This window comes from Ruegeria sp. CH11 (assembly GCF_056537105.1).
Map to the genome: position 1 here is coordinate 26,624 of NZ_JBQFQX010000010.1, position 16,095 is coordinate 42,718.

13 protein-coding genes are annotated in these 16,095 nt (G+C 59.9%); 7 read left to right on the forward strand and 6 right to left on the reverse strand.

The window, feature by feature from the left end; all coding sequences use genetic code 11:
- The first annotated feature begins 7 nt into the window (after positions 1-7).
- The 7 genes from ftsA to ACR0LX_RS15330 all read left to right on the forward strand — a co-directional run bounded on the left by ftsA (position 8) and on the right by ACR0LX_RS15330 (position 9,304).
- The gene (ftsA, locus tag ACR0LX_RS15300; RefSeq protein WP_480573073.1) at positions 8-1,342 is read left to right on the forward strand and encodes a cell division protein FtsA; all 1,335 of its coding nucleotides are present in this window, start codon (positions 8-10) and stop codon (positions 1,340-1,342) included.
- The gene (locus ACR0LX_RS15305) at positions 1,329-1,754 is read left to right on the forward strand and encodes a hypothetical protein (RefSeq protein ID WP_480784453.1); all 426 of its coding nucleotides are present in this window, start codon (positions 1,329-1,331) and stop codon (positions 1,752-1,754) included. Before ftsA ends, ACR0LX_RS15305 begins: the two co-directional genes overlap by 14 nt.
- Positions 1,755-2,103: 349 nt before the next feature.
- Positions 2,104-3,717 (forward strand): cell division protein FtsZ, encoded by a 1,614-nt coding sequence (gene ftsZ / locus ACR0LX_RS15310; protein ID WP_480784454.1) that lies wholly within the window; start codon positions 2,104-2,106, stop codon positions 3,715-3,717.
- 214 nt (positions 3,718-3,931) lie between these two features.
- Positions 3,932-4,852: a UDP-3-O-acyl-N-acetylglucosamine deacetylase gene (gene lpxC / locus ACR0LX_RS15315; protein WP_480784455.1), complete on the forward strand. Its 921-nt coding sequence runs from the start codon at positions 3,932-3,934 to the stop codon at positions 4,850-4,852.
- Positions 4,853-4,977: 125 nt separating this feature from the next.
- Positions 4,978-5,841, forward strand: a complete 864-nt coding sequence (locus ACR0LX_RS15320) for an outer membrane protein assembly factor BamD (RefSeq protein WP_480573085.1) — start codon at positions 4,978-4,980, stop codon at positions 5,839-5,841.
- A gap of 36 nt (positions 5,842-5,877) precedes the next feature.
- A complete protein-coding gene (recN, locus tag ACR0LX_RS15325; protein WP_480784456.1) occupies positions 5,878-7,527 on the forward strand; it encodes a DNA repair protein RecN in 1,650 nt (549 codons plus the stop codon).
- Between the two features lie 91 nt (positions 7,528-7,618).
- Positions 7,619-9,304, forward strand: a complete 1,686-nt coding sequence (locus ACR0LX_RS15330; RefSeq protein ID WP_480784457.1) for a chloride channel protein — start codon at positions 7,619-7,621, stop codon at positions 9,302-9,304.
- A gap of 2 nt (positions 9,305-9,306) precedes the next feature.
- Here the strand turns inward: ACR0LX_RS15330 and ACR0LX_RS15335 are convergent, their stop codons facing one another.
- The 6 genes from ACR0LX_RS15335 to ACR0LX_RS15360 all read right to left on the reverse strand — a co-directional run bounded on the left by ACR0LX_RS15335 (position 9,307) and on the right by ACR0LX_RS15360 (position 16,095).
- A complete protein-coding gene (locus ACR0LX_RS15335; RefSeq protein WP_480784458.1) occupies positions 9,307-10,674 on the reverse strand; it encodes a DUF3179 domain-containing protein in 1,368 nt (455 codons plus the stop codon).
- 87 nt (positions 10,675-10,761) lie between these two features.
- Positions 10,762-11,223, reverse strand: a complete 462-nt coding sequence (locus ACR0LX_RS15340; RefSeq protein WP_480784459.1) for a DUF4177 domain-containing protein — start codon at positions 11,221-11,223, stop codon at positions 10,762-10,764.
- Positions 11,224-11,303: 80 nt separating this feature from the next.
- Positions 11,304-12,560, reverse strand: coding sequence for a peptidase T (pepT, locus tag ACR0LX_RS15345; RefSeq protein WP_480784460.1), 1,257 nt, complete (start codon positions 12,558-12,560; stop codon positions 11,304-11,306).
- 92 nt (positions 12,561-12,652) lie between these two features.
- Entirely contained in the window at positions 12,653-14,164 is a 1,512-nt protein-coding gene (gatB, locus tag ACR0LX_RS15350) for an Asp-tRNA(Asn)/Glu-tRNA(Gln) amidotransferase subunit GatB (protein ID WP_480784461.1), read from the reverse strand.
- Positions 14,165-14,276: 112 nt separating this feature from the next.
- On the reverse strand, positions 14,277-15,476 hold the full coding sequence (locus ACR0LX_RS15355) for a hypothetical protein (RefSeq protein WP_480784462.1): 1,200 nt from the start codon (positions 15,474-15,476) through the stop codon (positions 14,277-14,279).
- Positions 15,477-15,660: 184 nt separating this feature from the next.
- Positions 15,661-16,095, reverse strand: a complete 435-nt coding sequence (locus ACR0LX_RS15360; RefSeq protein ID WP_480784463.1) for a hypothetical protein — start codon at positions 16,093-16,095, stop codon at positions 15,661-15,663.

Consider the following 16,095-nt stretch of genomic DNA (forward strand, 5'->3'; position numbering starts at 1 on the left):
GACCATGATGACCGATCTTTATCAGTCCCAACGGGCAATGCGGCAGATGCGCAGGCAAGCGATGCAGCGGGGCGTTGTCGCCATTCTGGACGTGGGCAGTTCCAAGATTGCCTGTCTGGTCCTGCGCTTTGATGGCACCGGCAGGCTGAGCGAGGATAACGCGATCGGCTCCATGGCAGGTCAGACCGGCTTTCGTGTGATCGGCGCAGCCACGACGCGTTCACGCGGGGTGCAGTTTGGCGAAGTCACGGCAATGCAGGAAACCGAACGTGCGATCCGCACGGCGTTGCAGGCGGCGCAGAAAATGGCCGACATTCGCGTCGATCACGTGATCGCCTGTTTCTCGGGTGCCAACCCGCGCTCATACGGATTGGATGCACAGGTCGAACTAGAAGGTCAACTGGTCACCGAGGCAGAGGTTGGCCGGGTGCTGAACGCCTGCGACGTGCCGGATTATGGTGCTGGCCGAGATGTATTGCACGCGCAACCGGTGAACTTTGCACTCGACAACCGCTCGGGTCTGATTGATCCGCGCGGGCAGCTGGGTCAGTCGCTGGCGGTCGACATGCATATGCTGACGGTCGATGCAGCCGCAATCCAGAACATCGTGCGTTGCATCAAACGCTGCGATCTCGAATTGGCGGGGATCGCGAACTCGGCCTATGTGTCGGGTATCTCGGCGCTGGTGGAAGACGAACAGGAACTGGGCGCGGCCTGTATCGACATGGGCGGCGGCACGACCAGCGTGTCGATCTTCATGAAGAAGCACATGATCTACGCCGATTGCGTCAAGATGGGCGGTGATCACGTGACCAGCGATATCTCGATGGGTCTGGGTGTGCCTGCTGCCGTGGCGGAACGGATCAAGACCTTTAACGGAGGTGTCCACGCAACCGGAGCCGACGATCGCGACCTGATCGATATTGGCGGGGATACCGGCGACTGGGAACATGACCGCCGGACCGTCAGCCGGGCCGAGCTGATCGGCATCATGCGCCCCCGCGTCGAGGAAATACTTGAAGAGGTCAGAACTCGTCTCGACGCCGCAGGCTTTGATCATTTGCCCAGCCAGCAGATCGTTCTGACAGGGGGCGGTAGTCAGATCATGGGGCTCGACGGGCTGGCCACACGCATTCTGGGCCAACGTGTGCGCTTGGGCCGCCCACTACGCGTTCATGGCCTACCGCAGTCGGCCACTGGGCCTGGCTTTTCGTCAGCCGTTGGTCTCAGTCTGTTCGCGGCGCATCCGCAGGATGAGTGGTGGGATTTCGAGATCCCGGTCGATACCTATTCCGCACGACCTTTCAAGCGGGCGGTGCGCTGGTTCCGTGACAATTGGTAAGGTCGCCGCCACGGCTGTGATGGCCATTGCGAGTGCTCTTGGATCAACAGCTGCCCTTGCTCAGACCCGTATCTCACCCGAGGCGTTTCTGGCCGCCCTTCAGGGCAAGACGGTCGACTTTCATGAGATACACAGCGGCGAGCTGGTCGGTACCGAACAGTTTCTGAGTACAACGCTTTCGGTCTGGCGACAGCAGGGAGAGGACTGCGTTTATGGTCGGATCACAACACCCGATGGTCAGGTTTGTTTCCTTTACGACAATGATCCGGACGGTTTGCCGGTCTGTTGGTGGCCGTTCGAGCATGAGGGCAGGCTAATGGTGCGGCTGTCCAGATTCGACAGTGCGGAAATTCAGGAAATTCGCCGCGTCTCGACCGAGGGTTTAAACTGTCCGGGGGCGCCGACCAGCTAAGAATTGGGTTGCACGGGCCAGATTTATCCCTAAAACTATCCACAGGGTCCGAAAGAGGCCCAGCGGCAGGACCTGAGCAGTTTTCCGCGATCAAAAACCGATCTACGTGATGCAACGTTTCGCTGTGGTGGCGGGGCGATGATGCCGTGCATTGTGCGTCTTTGGGTTGGCACCGCTACATGTGGCGTGGCATGCGAAATGCCGCTGATCTCTGCCATATTTCCTCCACATTTTGTGGATTCTCGCGATTTTTGGCGTGACGTTTGGGGATTTCAGCAGTAGAATCAAAGGTGGATAGGTCAGAAAAGTACCGCATTACGCGGCAACATATAAAACAGGCGGACAGAGCATGACATTGAATCTTTCGATGCCCGGGCACGATGAATTGAAGCCACGGATTACGGTATTTGGCGTTGGCGGAGCGGGTGGAAACGCGGTCGACAACATGATTGCAAAGCAGCTGGACGGGGTTGAGTTCGTGGTCGCGAACACCGACGCACAGGCGCTGCAGCAAAGCAGCTCGTCCGCGCGGGTTCAACTGGGCGTCAAGGTTACCGAAGGTCTGGGCGCGGGGGCTCGCCCGACCGTTGGTGCGGCGGCTGCCGAGGAAAGCATCGAACAGATCGTCGATCATCTGGCGGGTGCGCATATGTGCTTTATCACCGCAGGCATGGGCGGCGGCACAGGTACGGGTGCCGCCCCTATCATCGCGCAGGCTGCACGCGAACTGGGGGTTCTGACCGTCGGCGTTGTGACCAAACCCTTCCAATTCGAAGGCGCCAAGCGCATGCGTCAGGCAGAGGATGGCGTTGACGCCCTGCAAAAGGTTGTCGACACGCTGATCATAATCCCGAACCAGAACCTGTTCCGTCTGGCCAATGAGAAAACCACGTTCACCGAGGCGTTCTCGATGGCTGACGATGTCTTGTACCAGGGCGTCAAAGGTGTGACCGACCTGATGGTGCGTCCGGGCCTGATCAACCTCGACTTTGCTGACGTTCGCGCCGTCATGGACGAAATGGGCAAGGCGATGATGGGCACGGGTGAGGCGACCGGTGAGGACCGCGCCATTCAGGCAGCCGAGAAAGCCATTGCCAACCCGCTGCTGGACGAGATCAGCCTCAAGGGTGCCAAGGGCGTGCTGATCAACATCACCGGTGCACACGATCTGACCTTGTTCGAGCTGGACGAAGCCGCGAACCGCATCCGCGAGGAAGTGGACCCCGAGGCAAACATCATCGTCGGTTCGACCCTCGATACCGAAATGGAGGGCGGCATGCGCGTGTCGGTCGTCGCCACCGGCATCGATGCAACCGAGAAAACTGATGACGTCCCGGTCGCGCGCCGCTCGATGTCGGCCCCGCTGACCCGCACGGTTTCGGCAGAAGAGGCACCGGAAGAACCGGCTCAGGAGATCGCGGCCCAAGCGCCTGCGCAAGAGGAAAACGTGGCACCAACCCTGTTCGAATCCATTGAGGATGTTGAACTGCGGGAAGGTTGGCATGAAGAGCCTGCTGCGACAGCTCAGCAGGACGACGGATTGCCCCCGCCAGCCTATCAACCGCAAGTGGCAGAGTTTGAACCGCGCCACGAACCAGAAGAGCCGGTCGCCGAAAGCTATGTCGCTCCGCGTGCGCCAGCCCCGGGAACGCCGTCTCCAGCGGCCATGAAACGCCTGCAAGCGGCGGTGCAGAAAGTACCATCAAACGGACAGCGCATGCACGTAACACCCGCGCAGGAACCCGCCCCTCAGGCCCAGCCTGAACAAGAGGAACGGCCGCGGTTTGGCTTCAACCGTTTGATCGACCGGATGACCGGGCATGCAGCTGATACGCCCGCGCAACCAACGCGCCAACAGCCCGCGTTGCGGACATCTGACGCCACGGCACCCGCCCAGGATGAGGCCGATCCGGATCAGGAACGCATCGAAATTCCGGCGTTCCTGCGGCGTCAGGCCAACTGATCGCGGTAACAAAATACAACCCAAGGGCCGCCTCAGGGCGGCTCTTTTTTGTTGAAAAGCAGGGTGTTGGGTGGCTGTAAGCAGGGTTTTGCCGATCTGTCACATTCATGTTTCATTCAGTTGCAAAGAGTGAGTTGAGCCTTAGCGCGCCGTTCCTTAACTGATGTGCCAACACAGCCACTGCCAGGCTGGACACCGCTCTCTGAGGTTCATTTTGCAACATACGCTCAAATCATCGGTAACGTTCACGGGCGTTGGGCTGCACAGCGGCAAGCCTGTGGCGATGGTTCTGAAACCTGCTGCGGCGGGTCACGGAATCTGGTTCAAGCGGACCGATATCGAATTGGGCAATGCACTGATCCCGGCGATCTACGATGTGGTCGAGCGGACACCGCTGTGTACGCGCCTGATCAACGACGCGGGTGTGGCGGTCTCGACCGTGGAGCATATCATGGCGGCGCTGGCTGGCTGCGGTATTCACAATGCGCTGGTTGAAATCGACGGACCCGAAGTGCCGATCATGGATGGCTCGTCGGTCGAGTTTGTGCGCGGTATCATGGCCAAGGGCGTTCGTCGTCAGGCCAGCCCGGTTCTTGCGTATGAAGTTCTGAAACCGGTGACAGCGACTCGGGAAGGTGCAAGCGCCTCGATCGCGCCTGCTGACGGGCTGGTGATCGAATTCCACATCGACTTCGAAGACGAAGCAATTGGCAGCCAGACCAAGGTTCTGGACATGCGCAATGGCTCGTTCGCGCGTGAGCTGTGCGACAGCCGGACTTTCTGCCGCCGCACCGATGTCGAAGCGATGCGCGAAAACGGGCTTGCGCTTGGGGGCACCCTGGACAACGCCGTTGTCGTACAGGGCAGCGAAGTGCTGACCCCAGGCGGTTTGCGCCACGAGGACGAAGCCGTGCGCCACAAGATGCTGGACGCGCTGGGGGATCTGTACCTGGCAGGCGGACCGATTCTGGGTCGCTTTACCGGTGACAAGTCGGGACACGCCATGACCAATACGCTTCTTCGGAAGCTGTTCGAGACGCCGGGTGCCGTGCGTCCCGTTCTGTGCACGCCGGAACAGGCCGCGCAATTGCCCGGGCAGGGGCTCGTGCGCAGCGAAATTCCGCAGGTTGCGTGAACAGATCAACTCTGACGACATTTCCGACAGAGGGCGCATAAGGCGTTTTGCACCGGAATTTTATGTGCTAGACCAAGGCCGATCCGGGGCAATCCCCGCTTGGTAAGACGACAAGGATGTGCGGTATGATTGGCAGCAAAGCGGCAGTCAGGTTCGCGGGTGCGATTCTTCTGGCAGCAGTTTTGACGGCATGCGGTAATTCCGGTGGCCTGTTCAGCAAAAAAGGTGCCGATCGTTCGCAGAACCTGGAAGGTTTTACACCCGAGCAGATCTATACCCGAGGCGAGTTTGAATTGTCGCAGAATCGCTCGGACGATGCTGCGTGGTATTTCTCCGAGGTCGAGCGTCTGTATCCCTATTCTGACTGGGCGAAACGCGCATTGATCATGCAGGCGTTTTCGTTCCACACGGACAAGAACTACGAAGAAAGCCGGGCTGCCGCGCAGCGGTATATCGACTTTTATCCGACCGACGAAGATGCAGCCTATGCCCAATACCTTCTGGCACTCAGCTATTATGACCAGATTGACGAGGTTGGCCGCGATCAGGGCCTGACCTTTCAGGCGCTGCAAGCCCTGCGCACCGTGATTGAGGTTTATCCCGACAGTGAATATGCCACCTCGGCCATTCTGAAGTTCGATCTGGCCTTCGACCATCTTGCGGGCAAAGAGATGGAGATCGGGCGCTATTACCTGCGGCAGGATCACTATACGGCGGCAATCAACCGTTTCCGCGTTGTGGTTGAGGACTTCCAGACTACTTCTCACACCGCCGAGGCGCTCTATCGCCTGATCGAAGCATATCTGTCTTTGGGTCTGATCGATGAGGCCCAGACCGCTGGCGCCATCTTGGGTTACAACTATCAGTCGTCCGAGTGGTACGATGCAGGCTACAAACTGCTGACCTCGCGCGGTCTTGACCTCAAGAGCCGCGGCAACAACTGGCTCAGCACGATCTATCGCCAAACGGTCAAGGGTCAGTGGCTGTAATCGCGATGGCTTTGGGCTTGGGGCGGTAAAGACCCGATGCTGCGCGCCCTTGATATCCGCGACATGCTGATTATCGACCGGCTGGAACTGGCGTTTCAGCCAGGTCTAAACGCGCTGACCGGAGAAACCGGCGCGGGAAAATCGATCCTGCTGGATTCGCTGGGCTTTGTTTTGGGCTGGCGTGGGCGCGCAGAACTGGTCCGTCAGGGCGCCGCGCAGGGTGAGGTTGTTGCAGAATTCGAACTGCCCGACGGTCATCCGGCGCATGAAGTGCTGGCCGAGGCAGGACTACCGGGCGGAGAGGAGCTGATTCTGCGCCGCGTGAACACCGCTGAGGGGCGGAAGACCGCCTGGGTCAATGACCGTCGCTGCTCGGGCGAAGTGCTGCGTGCGCTCTCCGAGACATTGATTGAACTGCATGGTCAGCATGATGACCGGGGTTTGCTGAACCCGCGCGGCCACCGTGCAATGCTGGACGATTACGCGGGGGCGGGCAATCAACTGGCTGCTGTCCGTGCAGCGTGGTCCGATATGTCGCGCGCCCGTAAGGCACTTGAGCAAACCGAAGCCACCCTTACAGCCATGCGCGCGGAAGAGGAGTTCCTGCGCCATGCGGTCTCGGAACTCGATCAGTTGGACCCGCAGCCGGGTGAGGATGCCGAGCTTGATGCCCGCCGCCGGATGATGCAGGGGGCCGAGCGCATTCGCGATGACGTCGCGCGCGCGTTCGATCTCTTGGGCAATGACGGCGCCGAGGGCGCGATGGGCGATGCTGTGCGCTGGCTCGAAGGGGTTTCGGACAGCGCAGGCGGGCAGTTGGAGGAGCCAATCGCGGCTCTGGGCCGGGCGATGATCGAATTGGGCGAGGCACAGGACGGTGTAAATGCGTGCCTTCAAGCGCTTGATTTCAACCCAACGGAACTGGAAGCCGCCGAAGAACGTTTGTTTGCAATACGGGCACTGGCGCGCAAGCATGACGTGGCGCCCGACGATCTGGGCGGGTTAGCCGATACGTTGCGCGACCGTCTGAACCGGCTTGAGGCTGGGGACGCGGATCTGGCCGAGCGGCGCGCGGCGGTCGCGGCGGCGCAAACGGCTTATAACACCGCTGCCGAAAAGCTTGGCGCGGTTCGGCGCGCGGCGGCTGGTCAGTTGGACGCTGCCGTGATGGCAGAGCTTGCACCTCTGAAAATGGAACGCGCGGTGTTTCAGACCGAAATCTCGCCGACAGATCCGGGACCCGAAGGTGCGGATGCGGTGGCCTTCACAGTAGCCACCAATCCCGGAGCGCCATCTGGACCGCTGAACAAGATTGCCTCGGGCGGGGAACTCAGCCGCTTCCTGCTGGCGCTCAAGGTCTGTCTGACCGGCGAAGATACCGCACGCACGATGATTTTCGATGAGATCGACCGGGGCGTTGGAGGCGCGACGGCAGATGCGGTTGGCCGACGATTGGCAGCGCTTGCCAAGGGAGGGCAGGTTCTGGTGGTGACGCATTCGCCACAGGTCGCCGCTCGTGCCGCGCATCACTGGCGTGTGCAAAAACATGTTACCGACGGGCAAACACTGTCGACTGTTATACCCCTGGCCGACCCGGACCGCGTCGATGAAATCGCGCGTATGGTCGCCGGAGACACGATCACGGATGAGGCCCGAGCGGCGGCGCGCGCCTTGTTGCTCGCCTGACACAGTATCGGGCGACAACTGAGTGTGATGCGTCTTTTCTAAGGGCTCTCCGTGGCTTACTAAGGGTCACCAGCTATTCGACCGAGGGCCAATGACCCAGTCAACCCGCACCGTTCTGCGCAACCAGTTCAATCAGGCCGTCGCCGCGCTTTGGGATGCGTGGCGGGTTCTGCGGCGGCGCGGGCCCAGTCAGATACAGTTCTGGTTCATTGCGCTGGCCATCGGGATCGCGGCCGGCTTTATGGCGCTTGGTTTTCGCAAGGCGATCCGCTCGTTGCAGGCCTATATCTACGATACCGACGATATTTTGCTATTGCATTCGCACGCGGAAATGCTGCCTTGGTTCATTATCCTGATCATTCCGATCATCGGCGGTCTGCTGGTCGGTATCATCTTGCACAATTTTACCGATGATGGGCGGGTCAGGTCAGTTGCGGATGTGATCGAAGGGGCCGCCGTCACCGATGGGCGCGTCGAGACCAAAGCGGGGATCGCGTCATTCTTCGCCTCGCTCATTACCCTCAGTTCCGGTGGATCTTCCGGGCGCGAGGGGCCGGTCGTGCATATGGCGGGTGTGATATCGACCTGGGTCAGCAATCGCATCCACGCGGATGGGATCACCGGGCGCGACCTGCTGGGGTGCGCCGTAGCGGCCGCTGTTTCGGCCAGTTTCAATGCCCCCATCGCCGGGGCGTTGTTCGCGCTCGAGGTCGTCCTGCGCCACTTTGCCGTGCATGCTTTTGCGCCGATTGTCATCGCCTCGGTCGCGGGGACCGTGATCAACCGTTTGGAATATGGCGATGTCACAGAGTTCGCGCTAAAGACCCCCGGATCGTTGCAATTCTATGTCGAACTGCCCGCGTTTCTGATCCTCGGGCTGATCTGTGGGCTGGTATCGCTTATGCTGATGCGGTCGATTTTCTTTGCCGAGGACATCGGCACACATGTCCAGAACCGCCTGTCATTGCCGCGCTGGCTGCGCCCTGCGGTGTCCGGTGCCATGCTGGGTCTTTTGGCGATCTGGTTCCCGCATATCATCGGTGTCGGATATGAGACCACAATCCGCGCATTGACCGGGGATCTGGTGCTGACAACTGCGATCGCCTTTGCGGTGATCAAAACCGTGGCTCTGGCCATCACCATGGGTGGGCGCATGGGCGGCGGAGTATTTTCGCCCTCGCTGATGATCGGCGCGCTCACCGGCCTTGCGTTCGGGCTGATCGCCACCGGGCTGCTGCCGGACGTCTCGGGCACGCATACTCTTTATGCCTTTGCGGGCATGGGCGCAGTTGCGGCCGCCGTTCTGGGCGCGCCGATATCGACGACGCTGATCGTATTCGAACTGACCGGAGATTGGCAGATCGGGCTTGCGGTGATGGTATCGGTATCGATGAGCACCGCTTTGGCCTCGCGCCTTGTGGACCGATCGTTCTTCCTGACCCAGCTCGAGCGACGCAATGTACATCTGGCTGCCGGGCCGCAAGCCTATCTGCTTGCAATGTTGCGTGCGGGGGCTGTGATGCGCCCGATCGGCGACGCGCGTTCGATCACCAAGGACGAGGCGCAGGCTCTGATCGAGCAGGGGCTCTGCGTCAAGGCGAGCGCCACGCTTGAGGCCGCGATGCCCTATTTCGACCGCGACGACATCCCCTGCATCCCGGTTGTGATCATTGACGATGATGGGTGCGAGAACGCGGTGGGGGCGCTGTATCACGTAGATGCGCTCAAGGCGTATAACCGGGCGCTGGCAGCCACGGCGGCCGAGGAACATTCCTAGTTTCAGCCGCCATAGACACTGGCCGCATCGCCCAGATAGTTGTCCCAGGCAAACCAGTACGAGATATGTCCGGCCACCCGCGGCATTTGGGTGCCATTGGGCGCGATCAGGGCCTCTTCGGTCAATCGCCATCTTTGGCCTGCCTCATCGACAAGTCCGCCATCAGATGTGGTAAACCGGTGCGATCCGCGTTCATAGGCGCGCACTGCGCGTTTGTCCGCATTGCCGATCAATACCAGCGGTCGGTTGCCAATCGCATCGTTGATAACCCGCGTCCGGCTGAACGCGTCCAATGGCCAGGCTCTGGCGGCGCCGAATTGGCGGATCGTAAAGACATAGTCCTTCTGCCGATGCCGCGACTGATCGACCAGTGCCGGGAACATCAACTCGCTCGACGCGAAATAGTCGCGATAAACCACGCCCGACCCATAGTTCCTGCGATGCCCGGTTCTGAGCGACAGAACTTTGCTATCCGGGTGCGAGGTTTTCCAGCTGTCCCAGGTGGTGATCACCACGGGGCGTTGCCTTAGCTTGATCCCGCTGTCGACCAGAGGGCCGACAACCGGCCTGCCTGTATACTGGTTCCAAAGGGAATGCGTCTGGCGGTCGAACATCAACTTGTTCGAACGATAAAGAAACCCTGATGAGCCGAAGACCAATGGTTTGCTTCTACCCGCCACTTTCGTTTCAAAAAGGATGCCAGACCCGCAGAGCGTGCAATAGGCAAGGGCGACGGGAACCCCGCCGATCGTTTCGTTGAACATCTCGTGCCAGCCCATAATGCGCAGCGGATAGGCGCGTGCATCGCCGTTGATCGAGACGCCAAAGACCAGATCACCCTCTTTCAGGTAGTCCGCACTTGCCGCTGATATCAGCGTCGGATTGTCCAGCGAGGGAATGCCATCTTTGGATACACCGCCCCATGCAATCTCCTCCAGGCGGATCTTCATCCGGTTGGGTTGCAGGTATTCAGGTCGCAGGAAGACGTCGAAATTCGGGTCCACGCCCAGAAGAACCTCGCGTTTGAAGGGGATCAGCGAGGGATGCGGAGCGATCTGCGGGTTGCGTTCCTGCCACAGCATCCATTCGAACCAGTCAGTACCGTGCGACTGCCCTGTCAGGGCTTCGGCCACTTCGGCGATCTGGTCGTCCCGACGTCTGGCGAAGCGCATCGCCGTCAAAAGGGCGGCGACCACATCCGGGTTGCCTCGCTGTTTCAGGTAGGCCATGCCCTGTTCGAATTCGGCGGACGATCCGAACAGCGTGGATCTGACTGCGTCCAGAATCGGGTCCTCTTGCGCCCATAGCGATCCGGGAAGCCCAAGCGCTAATCCGAGCCCTCCTGCGAAACCACGACGTGAAATAGACATGGCACCCTCCGACATGTGTTCATGCCGAATGTGCCAGCTTTTACGTTCACATTCACACCACAGTGCCGTGACCGGCGGTCGGAGGTATCAGGGTTTTGGCTCTGACGCGTCCTGATCAGAGTCTGGAACGCTTTCCGTGTCTTTCAGCGTTAGGGGCGGGTCCTTCACCTCGGCGGCGATTGGCGCAGGGGCCGCGACCTGAGGCTCTGGTGTTGGGTCTGGCAGGCGTTCTTCCGGTCCGGGAACGGGACGTGCCAATGGGACGCCCTCGGGCTCTGCATCTTGGGGGGCGTCTTGATCCTGAGCGGTTGCATCAGTCAATGCGCGCCGAAACACCAGAACATTGCGCCAGTTCACCGCTGACCCGGTCAGACCGGTACGCTCTTCGCTGGGCAGCAGCTCGGCGCGTTGGTATTCCCAACCCTCCTGTCCCATCTGGTTCAGAAGCTGCTCGACCGAGTTCGCAAACCTGCCCTCGGGCGTCTTGACGCCTTTGGCCTTGGTGCCTTTCTGCGGGGCGGGGACAACTTTGTATTCGTAGCGCTGCATCAATCGGTCCTGATTGTCATGTCCCGGCAAACTAACATTTTGCTGCCGAGGGAAAAGCGATCTTCGGCAATTGGCGAAATTCAGCCCGCACTGTTGCTCGCAGCCCGCGCTGCCTTGCCGACAAGAGACAGGCAAACCTCGGTCGCGAGCGCCATATCCTGCACGGAAATCCACTCTTTCGGGCCATGAATGCATTGCATGCCGGTAAAGATGTTGGGCGTCGGCGTGCCAAACTCTGTTAGGCGCGAGCCGTCGGTGCCGCCTCGGATCGGCACCGAAATGACCTCGACCCCAAGGTCCTCGCAGGCTGCGCGGGCCAAATCGACGGGGGTCATGTCCTTTTCCAGCCAATAGCGCATGTTGCGGTATTGGTGGCTGATGTCGCAAGTAATGGTCGCACGCGGTTCGGTGGCCTGCACGGCAGCGCAAATCTGACGGACGATGTTGCGTTGGGCCTCCAGCCCGTCCATCTCGAAATCGCGCAGGATCAGCTTGATCTCCATCTCAGACGAACCACCATTCATGTCGGTGATGTGGATGAACCCCTCGCGCCCATCGGTCACCTCTGGTGTCATGGTGGCCTGTGGTAGCGCTTGCACGATCTTGGCCGCCAGATGGGCGGCATTCACCAATTGTCCTTTGGCCAACCCGGGATGGATCGACACGCCGGTGATCTTGATCACCGCCCGGTCGGCCGAGAAGCTTTCGTATTCGATCTCGCCAACCTCTTGCCCGTCGAGCGTATAGGCGAAATCGGCCTTCAGATCCTTGGGCAGCTGTTCTGTGACCCCGCGCCCGATTTCCTCGTCAGGCGTAAAGGCGATGCGGATCGGACCGTGAGCCACGTCCTTGTTTGCAATCAGGTGCCGCGCCATCGTCATCAGGATCGACACGCCTGCTTTGTCATCGCCCCCCAAAAGCGTCGTTCCCGAGGCTGTGATCAGGTCATGTCCGATCTTCTCGGCCAGATAGGGGTGATCGTCAGGAGAAAGAACAAGATCGGGATCATCGGGAAAGGTGATGTCCCCGCCATTGTATCCCTTGATCACGCGGGGTTTGACACCGGTGGCATTGAACTGAGGTGCCGTGTCAACATGGGCCAGAAAACCCACGGTCGGCCCCGGTGCGGTCCCGGGAATGGTTGCCACGACAACGCTGTCACCGGTCAGCTCCACGTCCTGCGCTCCGATCTCGGTCAACTCATCGCGCAGCAGGTTCAGCATGTCGAACTGGATTTCGGTGCTTGGCGTAGTCGCCGATGTCTCGTCGCTTTGGCTGTCAATGGCCGCATAGCGCATCAGCCGGTCTTCGAGTTCCTGATCAAATCTGTTCTGCATGATACCTCACCTCTCTGGTGCCGAAGAAAGAGCACAAAAGAAAACGGAGTCAAGCCGGGGCCTGACTCCGTTCAATCCATCGGAAGCTGGGTTTACGATCCCAGCTTTTTGCTCACCAACTCGTTAACGGCTTTCGGATTGGCCTTGCCGCCAGTGGCCTTCATGACCTGACCAACGAACCAGCCTGCCAGTTTCGGGTTCACCTTGGCCTTCTCGACCTGCGCCGGGTTCGCGGCGATGATTTCGTCCAGCGCGGACTCGATGGCGCCGGTATCGGTCACCTGCTTCATGCCACGCTCTTCGACGATCTGCGCCGGGTCGCCACCTTCGGTATAGACGATCTCGAACAGGTCCTTGGCGATCTTGCCCGAGATCGCGTCCGAGGCGATCAGGTCGATGATGCCGCCCAGTTGCGTAGGTGAGACCGGAGATTCAGTGATCTCATGATCTTCTTTCTTCAACCGGCCAAACAACTCGTTGATGACCCAGTTCGCAGCCAGTTTGCCATTACGCCCCTTTGCGACGTCTTCGAAATAGGCGGCGCTTTCGACCTCGGCGGTCAGCACGGATGCGTCATAGTCGGTCAGGCCGAATGCATCGATGAACCGTGCCTTCTTGTCGTCAGGCAGTTCCGGCAGGTTGGCGGCGATGTCATCCACCCATGCCTGCTCAATCTCTAGCGGCAGCAGGTCGGGATCGGGGAAGTAGCGATAGTCATGCGCTTCTTCCTTGGAGCGCATCGAGCGGGTCTCACCCTTGTCCGGATCATAAAGACGGGTTTCCTGCTCGACCTTTCCACCACTTTCGACGATCGCAATCTGACGGCGGGCTTCGACCTCGATCGCTTGCTGGATAAAGCGCATCGAGTTCATGTTCTTGATCTCGCAGCGGGTGCCGAGATGCGAGAAATCCTGCGTTTCCTGATACTTCTCATAAGCACCCGGCAAACAGATCGAGACGTTCACGTCCGCCCGCAGATTGCCGTTTTGCATGTTGCCGTCGCAGGTGCCCAGATAGCGCATGATCTGGCGCAGCTTAGCGATATAGGCTGCAGCCTCTTCCGGGCCACGAATATCGGGGCGGCTGACGATCTCCATCAGGCAAACACCTGTCCGGTTCAGATCGACGAAGGACATATGCGGGTCCATGTCGTGGATCGATTTGCCCGCGTCCTGCTCCATGTGGATACGTTCGATGCGCACCATCCGCGCGGTGCCGCCGCCCATCTCGACCAGCACTTCGCCTTCGCCCACGATAGGGTGATACAGCTGGGAAATCTGATAGCCCTGCGGCAGGTCAGGGTAGAAATAATTCTTGCGGTCAAACGCCGATTTCAGGTTGATATCCGCTTTCAGTCCCAGCCCGGTACGCACAGCCTGTTCGACGCAGTATTCGTTGATCACCGGCAGCATGCCGGGCATCGCGGCGTCCACAAAGGCCACGTTCGAGTTTGGTTCGGCCCCGAATTGGGTTGACGCGCCCGAAAACAGCTTGGCGTTGGATGAGACCTGAGCATGCACCTCCATCCCGATTACCAATTCCCAATCGTGCTTGGCACCGGCAATGGTTTTGACTTTGGGCATATCGTAGGTCAGGTCGAGCATGGCGCGCCTCTTATCCGCAGCAATCTAGACCAGCGTATTATGCCTGCCACGACAAGGGGGCAAGGGGGAATGGGGCGGAATCCCTGAAATCGGCCGCCGGTGCCAGTGCTGATCAGTTGCTGGAAAGGCGCAGCCCGCTGGGCGTGAAGGTCACGTTCAGACCGCTGCGCAATTCATCCCGGAACAGGTTGCCAATCGCTCGCAAGGCATCGCGGTGTCCCAATGCGGCGAAACGTTCGGCCGAGCTGATACGAAGACTGTTGTTGAACCCGTTTGCGGCATGCGCCCAGATCAGCGGGTGCAGTTCGGTCAAGTGGTCGCGGATCAGCCAGTCGGCCGCATCGCAAATCTGTTTGCGCGCTTGATCGGCCCGGTCGTTGCGACCCATGCGGTTCTTCAAAGTGATTGCGCAGTACGCGGCCAACAGGTTGATGGTTTCCTGATCCGGCCGTCGCGCTACGATATCGCGCATACCTTCCAGGAAATACTCGACATCGACGCGTGCGCAGGCTTCGTCATCCTGCGCAATCGCATCGAACTGAACCCAGGTATAGCCACCCGCGCCCCAGATCGCCTGGGTCTTTGCCGCCATACGTAGCGCCTGATTTTCAAGCTTTTCGTAGCTGCCAAAGAATCGCGGCAGCAGATGAGCCCCCATCACACGCATGTGGCGGTGATTGTGCGGGTCCAGCGAAATCAGGGTTTCGAACTTGTCCGCAGCGCGGACGTTTGCGGTACGGTGACCGGCCAACAGCGCGCAGTCGCCGGCAGCGATGGCCGGGCTGTCTTTCGCCTGGGCGCGGCATTCGGCCAATATCGCCGAGGCCCGGTCAAAATGCGCCGCGCAGCGCGAGCGGTGCAGGCGGGGCAATTGGGCTTCGGGCGTTTTCCCGCGCCATGCCCAAGCCAGGTCGATATGGGCCAAGGCGACGACAAGCGCGATCATCGGATCGCCGGGATGCTCATTCATCTCGCTTTCAAGCTCGGAGATACCGCAGAGCAAGTCGTAGTCTGCGATCGCTTTGCCGTCAGACAGGGCGTGCTCAACCGCCAGCACGACATCCGAACGCGCACCAAATGCCAGAAGGTCGGCAACCGGCTGACCGCACGGGGTCGTTTCACCGGCCCTGTCCGCTGTCTGCATCTCAGAGGACAGGTGGGACCACATGCCCTGGCGCGCCAGATACCGCCCGCGTTCGATGATCTTGTGATCAATCAACGCTTCGGCACTTGGTTTTGCAACGGGAATGTTCAGCTTTCCTGTCGCGAAATGCTCAACACCCTCGACCGGGCACTCCGCGAACGGATGCAATTTTTCTTGACGGGTAGGAGCAAATAACCGGGCAAACACAGCCCTCATAGACCGCAACATGGCAAAACTCGAACTTGAACACACTTCTAACCCCGCAAGTCTGGCCAAAAAACGCTCTTAAATCAAGGTAGCACCGTCGAAACGCCTGATTTTGGATCAATCCTGTGCAATGCTGCCGATCGTTTCAGAAAACGCGGAAATGGTGGCGTTCGACCGTGAACCCGGCGTCAATCAGGAGCTGTTCGAACTCTCGGTGCGGCGGAAGTGATTCATCCGGCAGGCGCACGCGTTTGTCCGTTTGCAGGATGGCGGACGCGCGGACCGAAAGATCCCAGCGCGTGTCGAAGCGGAATTTCTTTATCTGCGCCAATGGGATATCGCCCTGACGTTGCCCGCTGTGCCAGCTGAGCGTTTGGCCGTCCATCCGTACACCCGCATTCGTGTCCCGTACCACGTCCCAAAGCGCGGGCAGAGTGGCTAGGCCCAGCAAGCCGACCAGCCACCAGACAGCGTCAAACACGACCACCAGCCCGATCAGAGCGGCATAGACGCAGATCAGAACTGCAACCGTGCGCTGTGATCGGTTGTGGCGCGTAAAGGAAAAGGGTTCCGGCCCCAC

Excerpts from the sequence above, each read along its gene's own strand:
- ACR0LX_RS15330 (WP_480784457.1), top strand. The coding sequence starts at position 7,619 with ATGACCCAGTCAACCCGCACCGTTCTGCGCAACCAGTTCAATCAGGCC.
- ACR0LX_RS15340 (WP_480784459.1), bottom strand. The coding sequence starts at position 11,223 with ATGCAGCGCTACGAATACAAAGTTGTCCCCGCCCCGCAGAAAGGCACC.
- recN (WP_480784456.1), top strand. The coding sequence starts at position 5,878 with ATGCTGCGCGCCCTTGATATCCGCGACATGCTGATTATCGACCGGCTG.
- ftsA (WP_480573073.1), top strand. The coding sequence starts at position 8 with ATGACCGATCTTTATCAGTCCCAACGGGCAATGCGGCAGATGCGCAGG.
- gatB (WP_480784461.1), bottom strand. The coding sequence starts at position 14,164 with ATGCTCGACCTGACCTACGATATGCCCAAAGTCAAAACCATTGCCGGT.
- pepT (WP_480784460.1), bottom strand. The coding sequence starts at position 12,560 with ATGCAGAACAGATTTGATCAGGAACTCGAAGACCGGCTGATGCGCTAT.
- ACR0LX_RS15320 (WP_480573085.1), top strand. The coding sequence starts at position 4,978 with ATGATTGGCAGCAAAGCGGCAGTCAGGTTCGCGGGTGCGATTCTTCTG.
- ftsZ (WP_480784454.1), top strand. The coding sequence starts at position 2,104 with ATGACATTGAATCTTTCGATGCCCGGGCACGATGAATTGAAGCCACGG.
- ACR0LX_RS15335 (WP_480784458.1), bottom strand. The coding sequence starts at position 10,674 with ATGTCTATTTCACGTCGTGGTTTCGCAGGAGGGCTCGGATTAGCGCTT.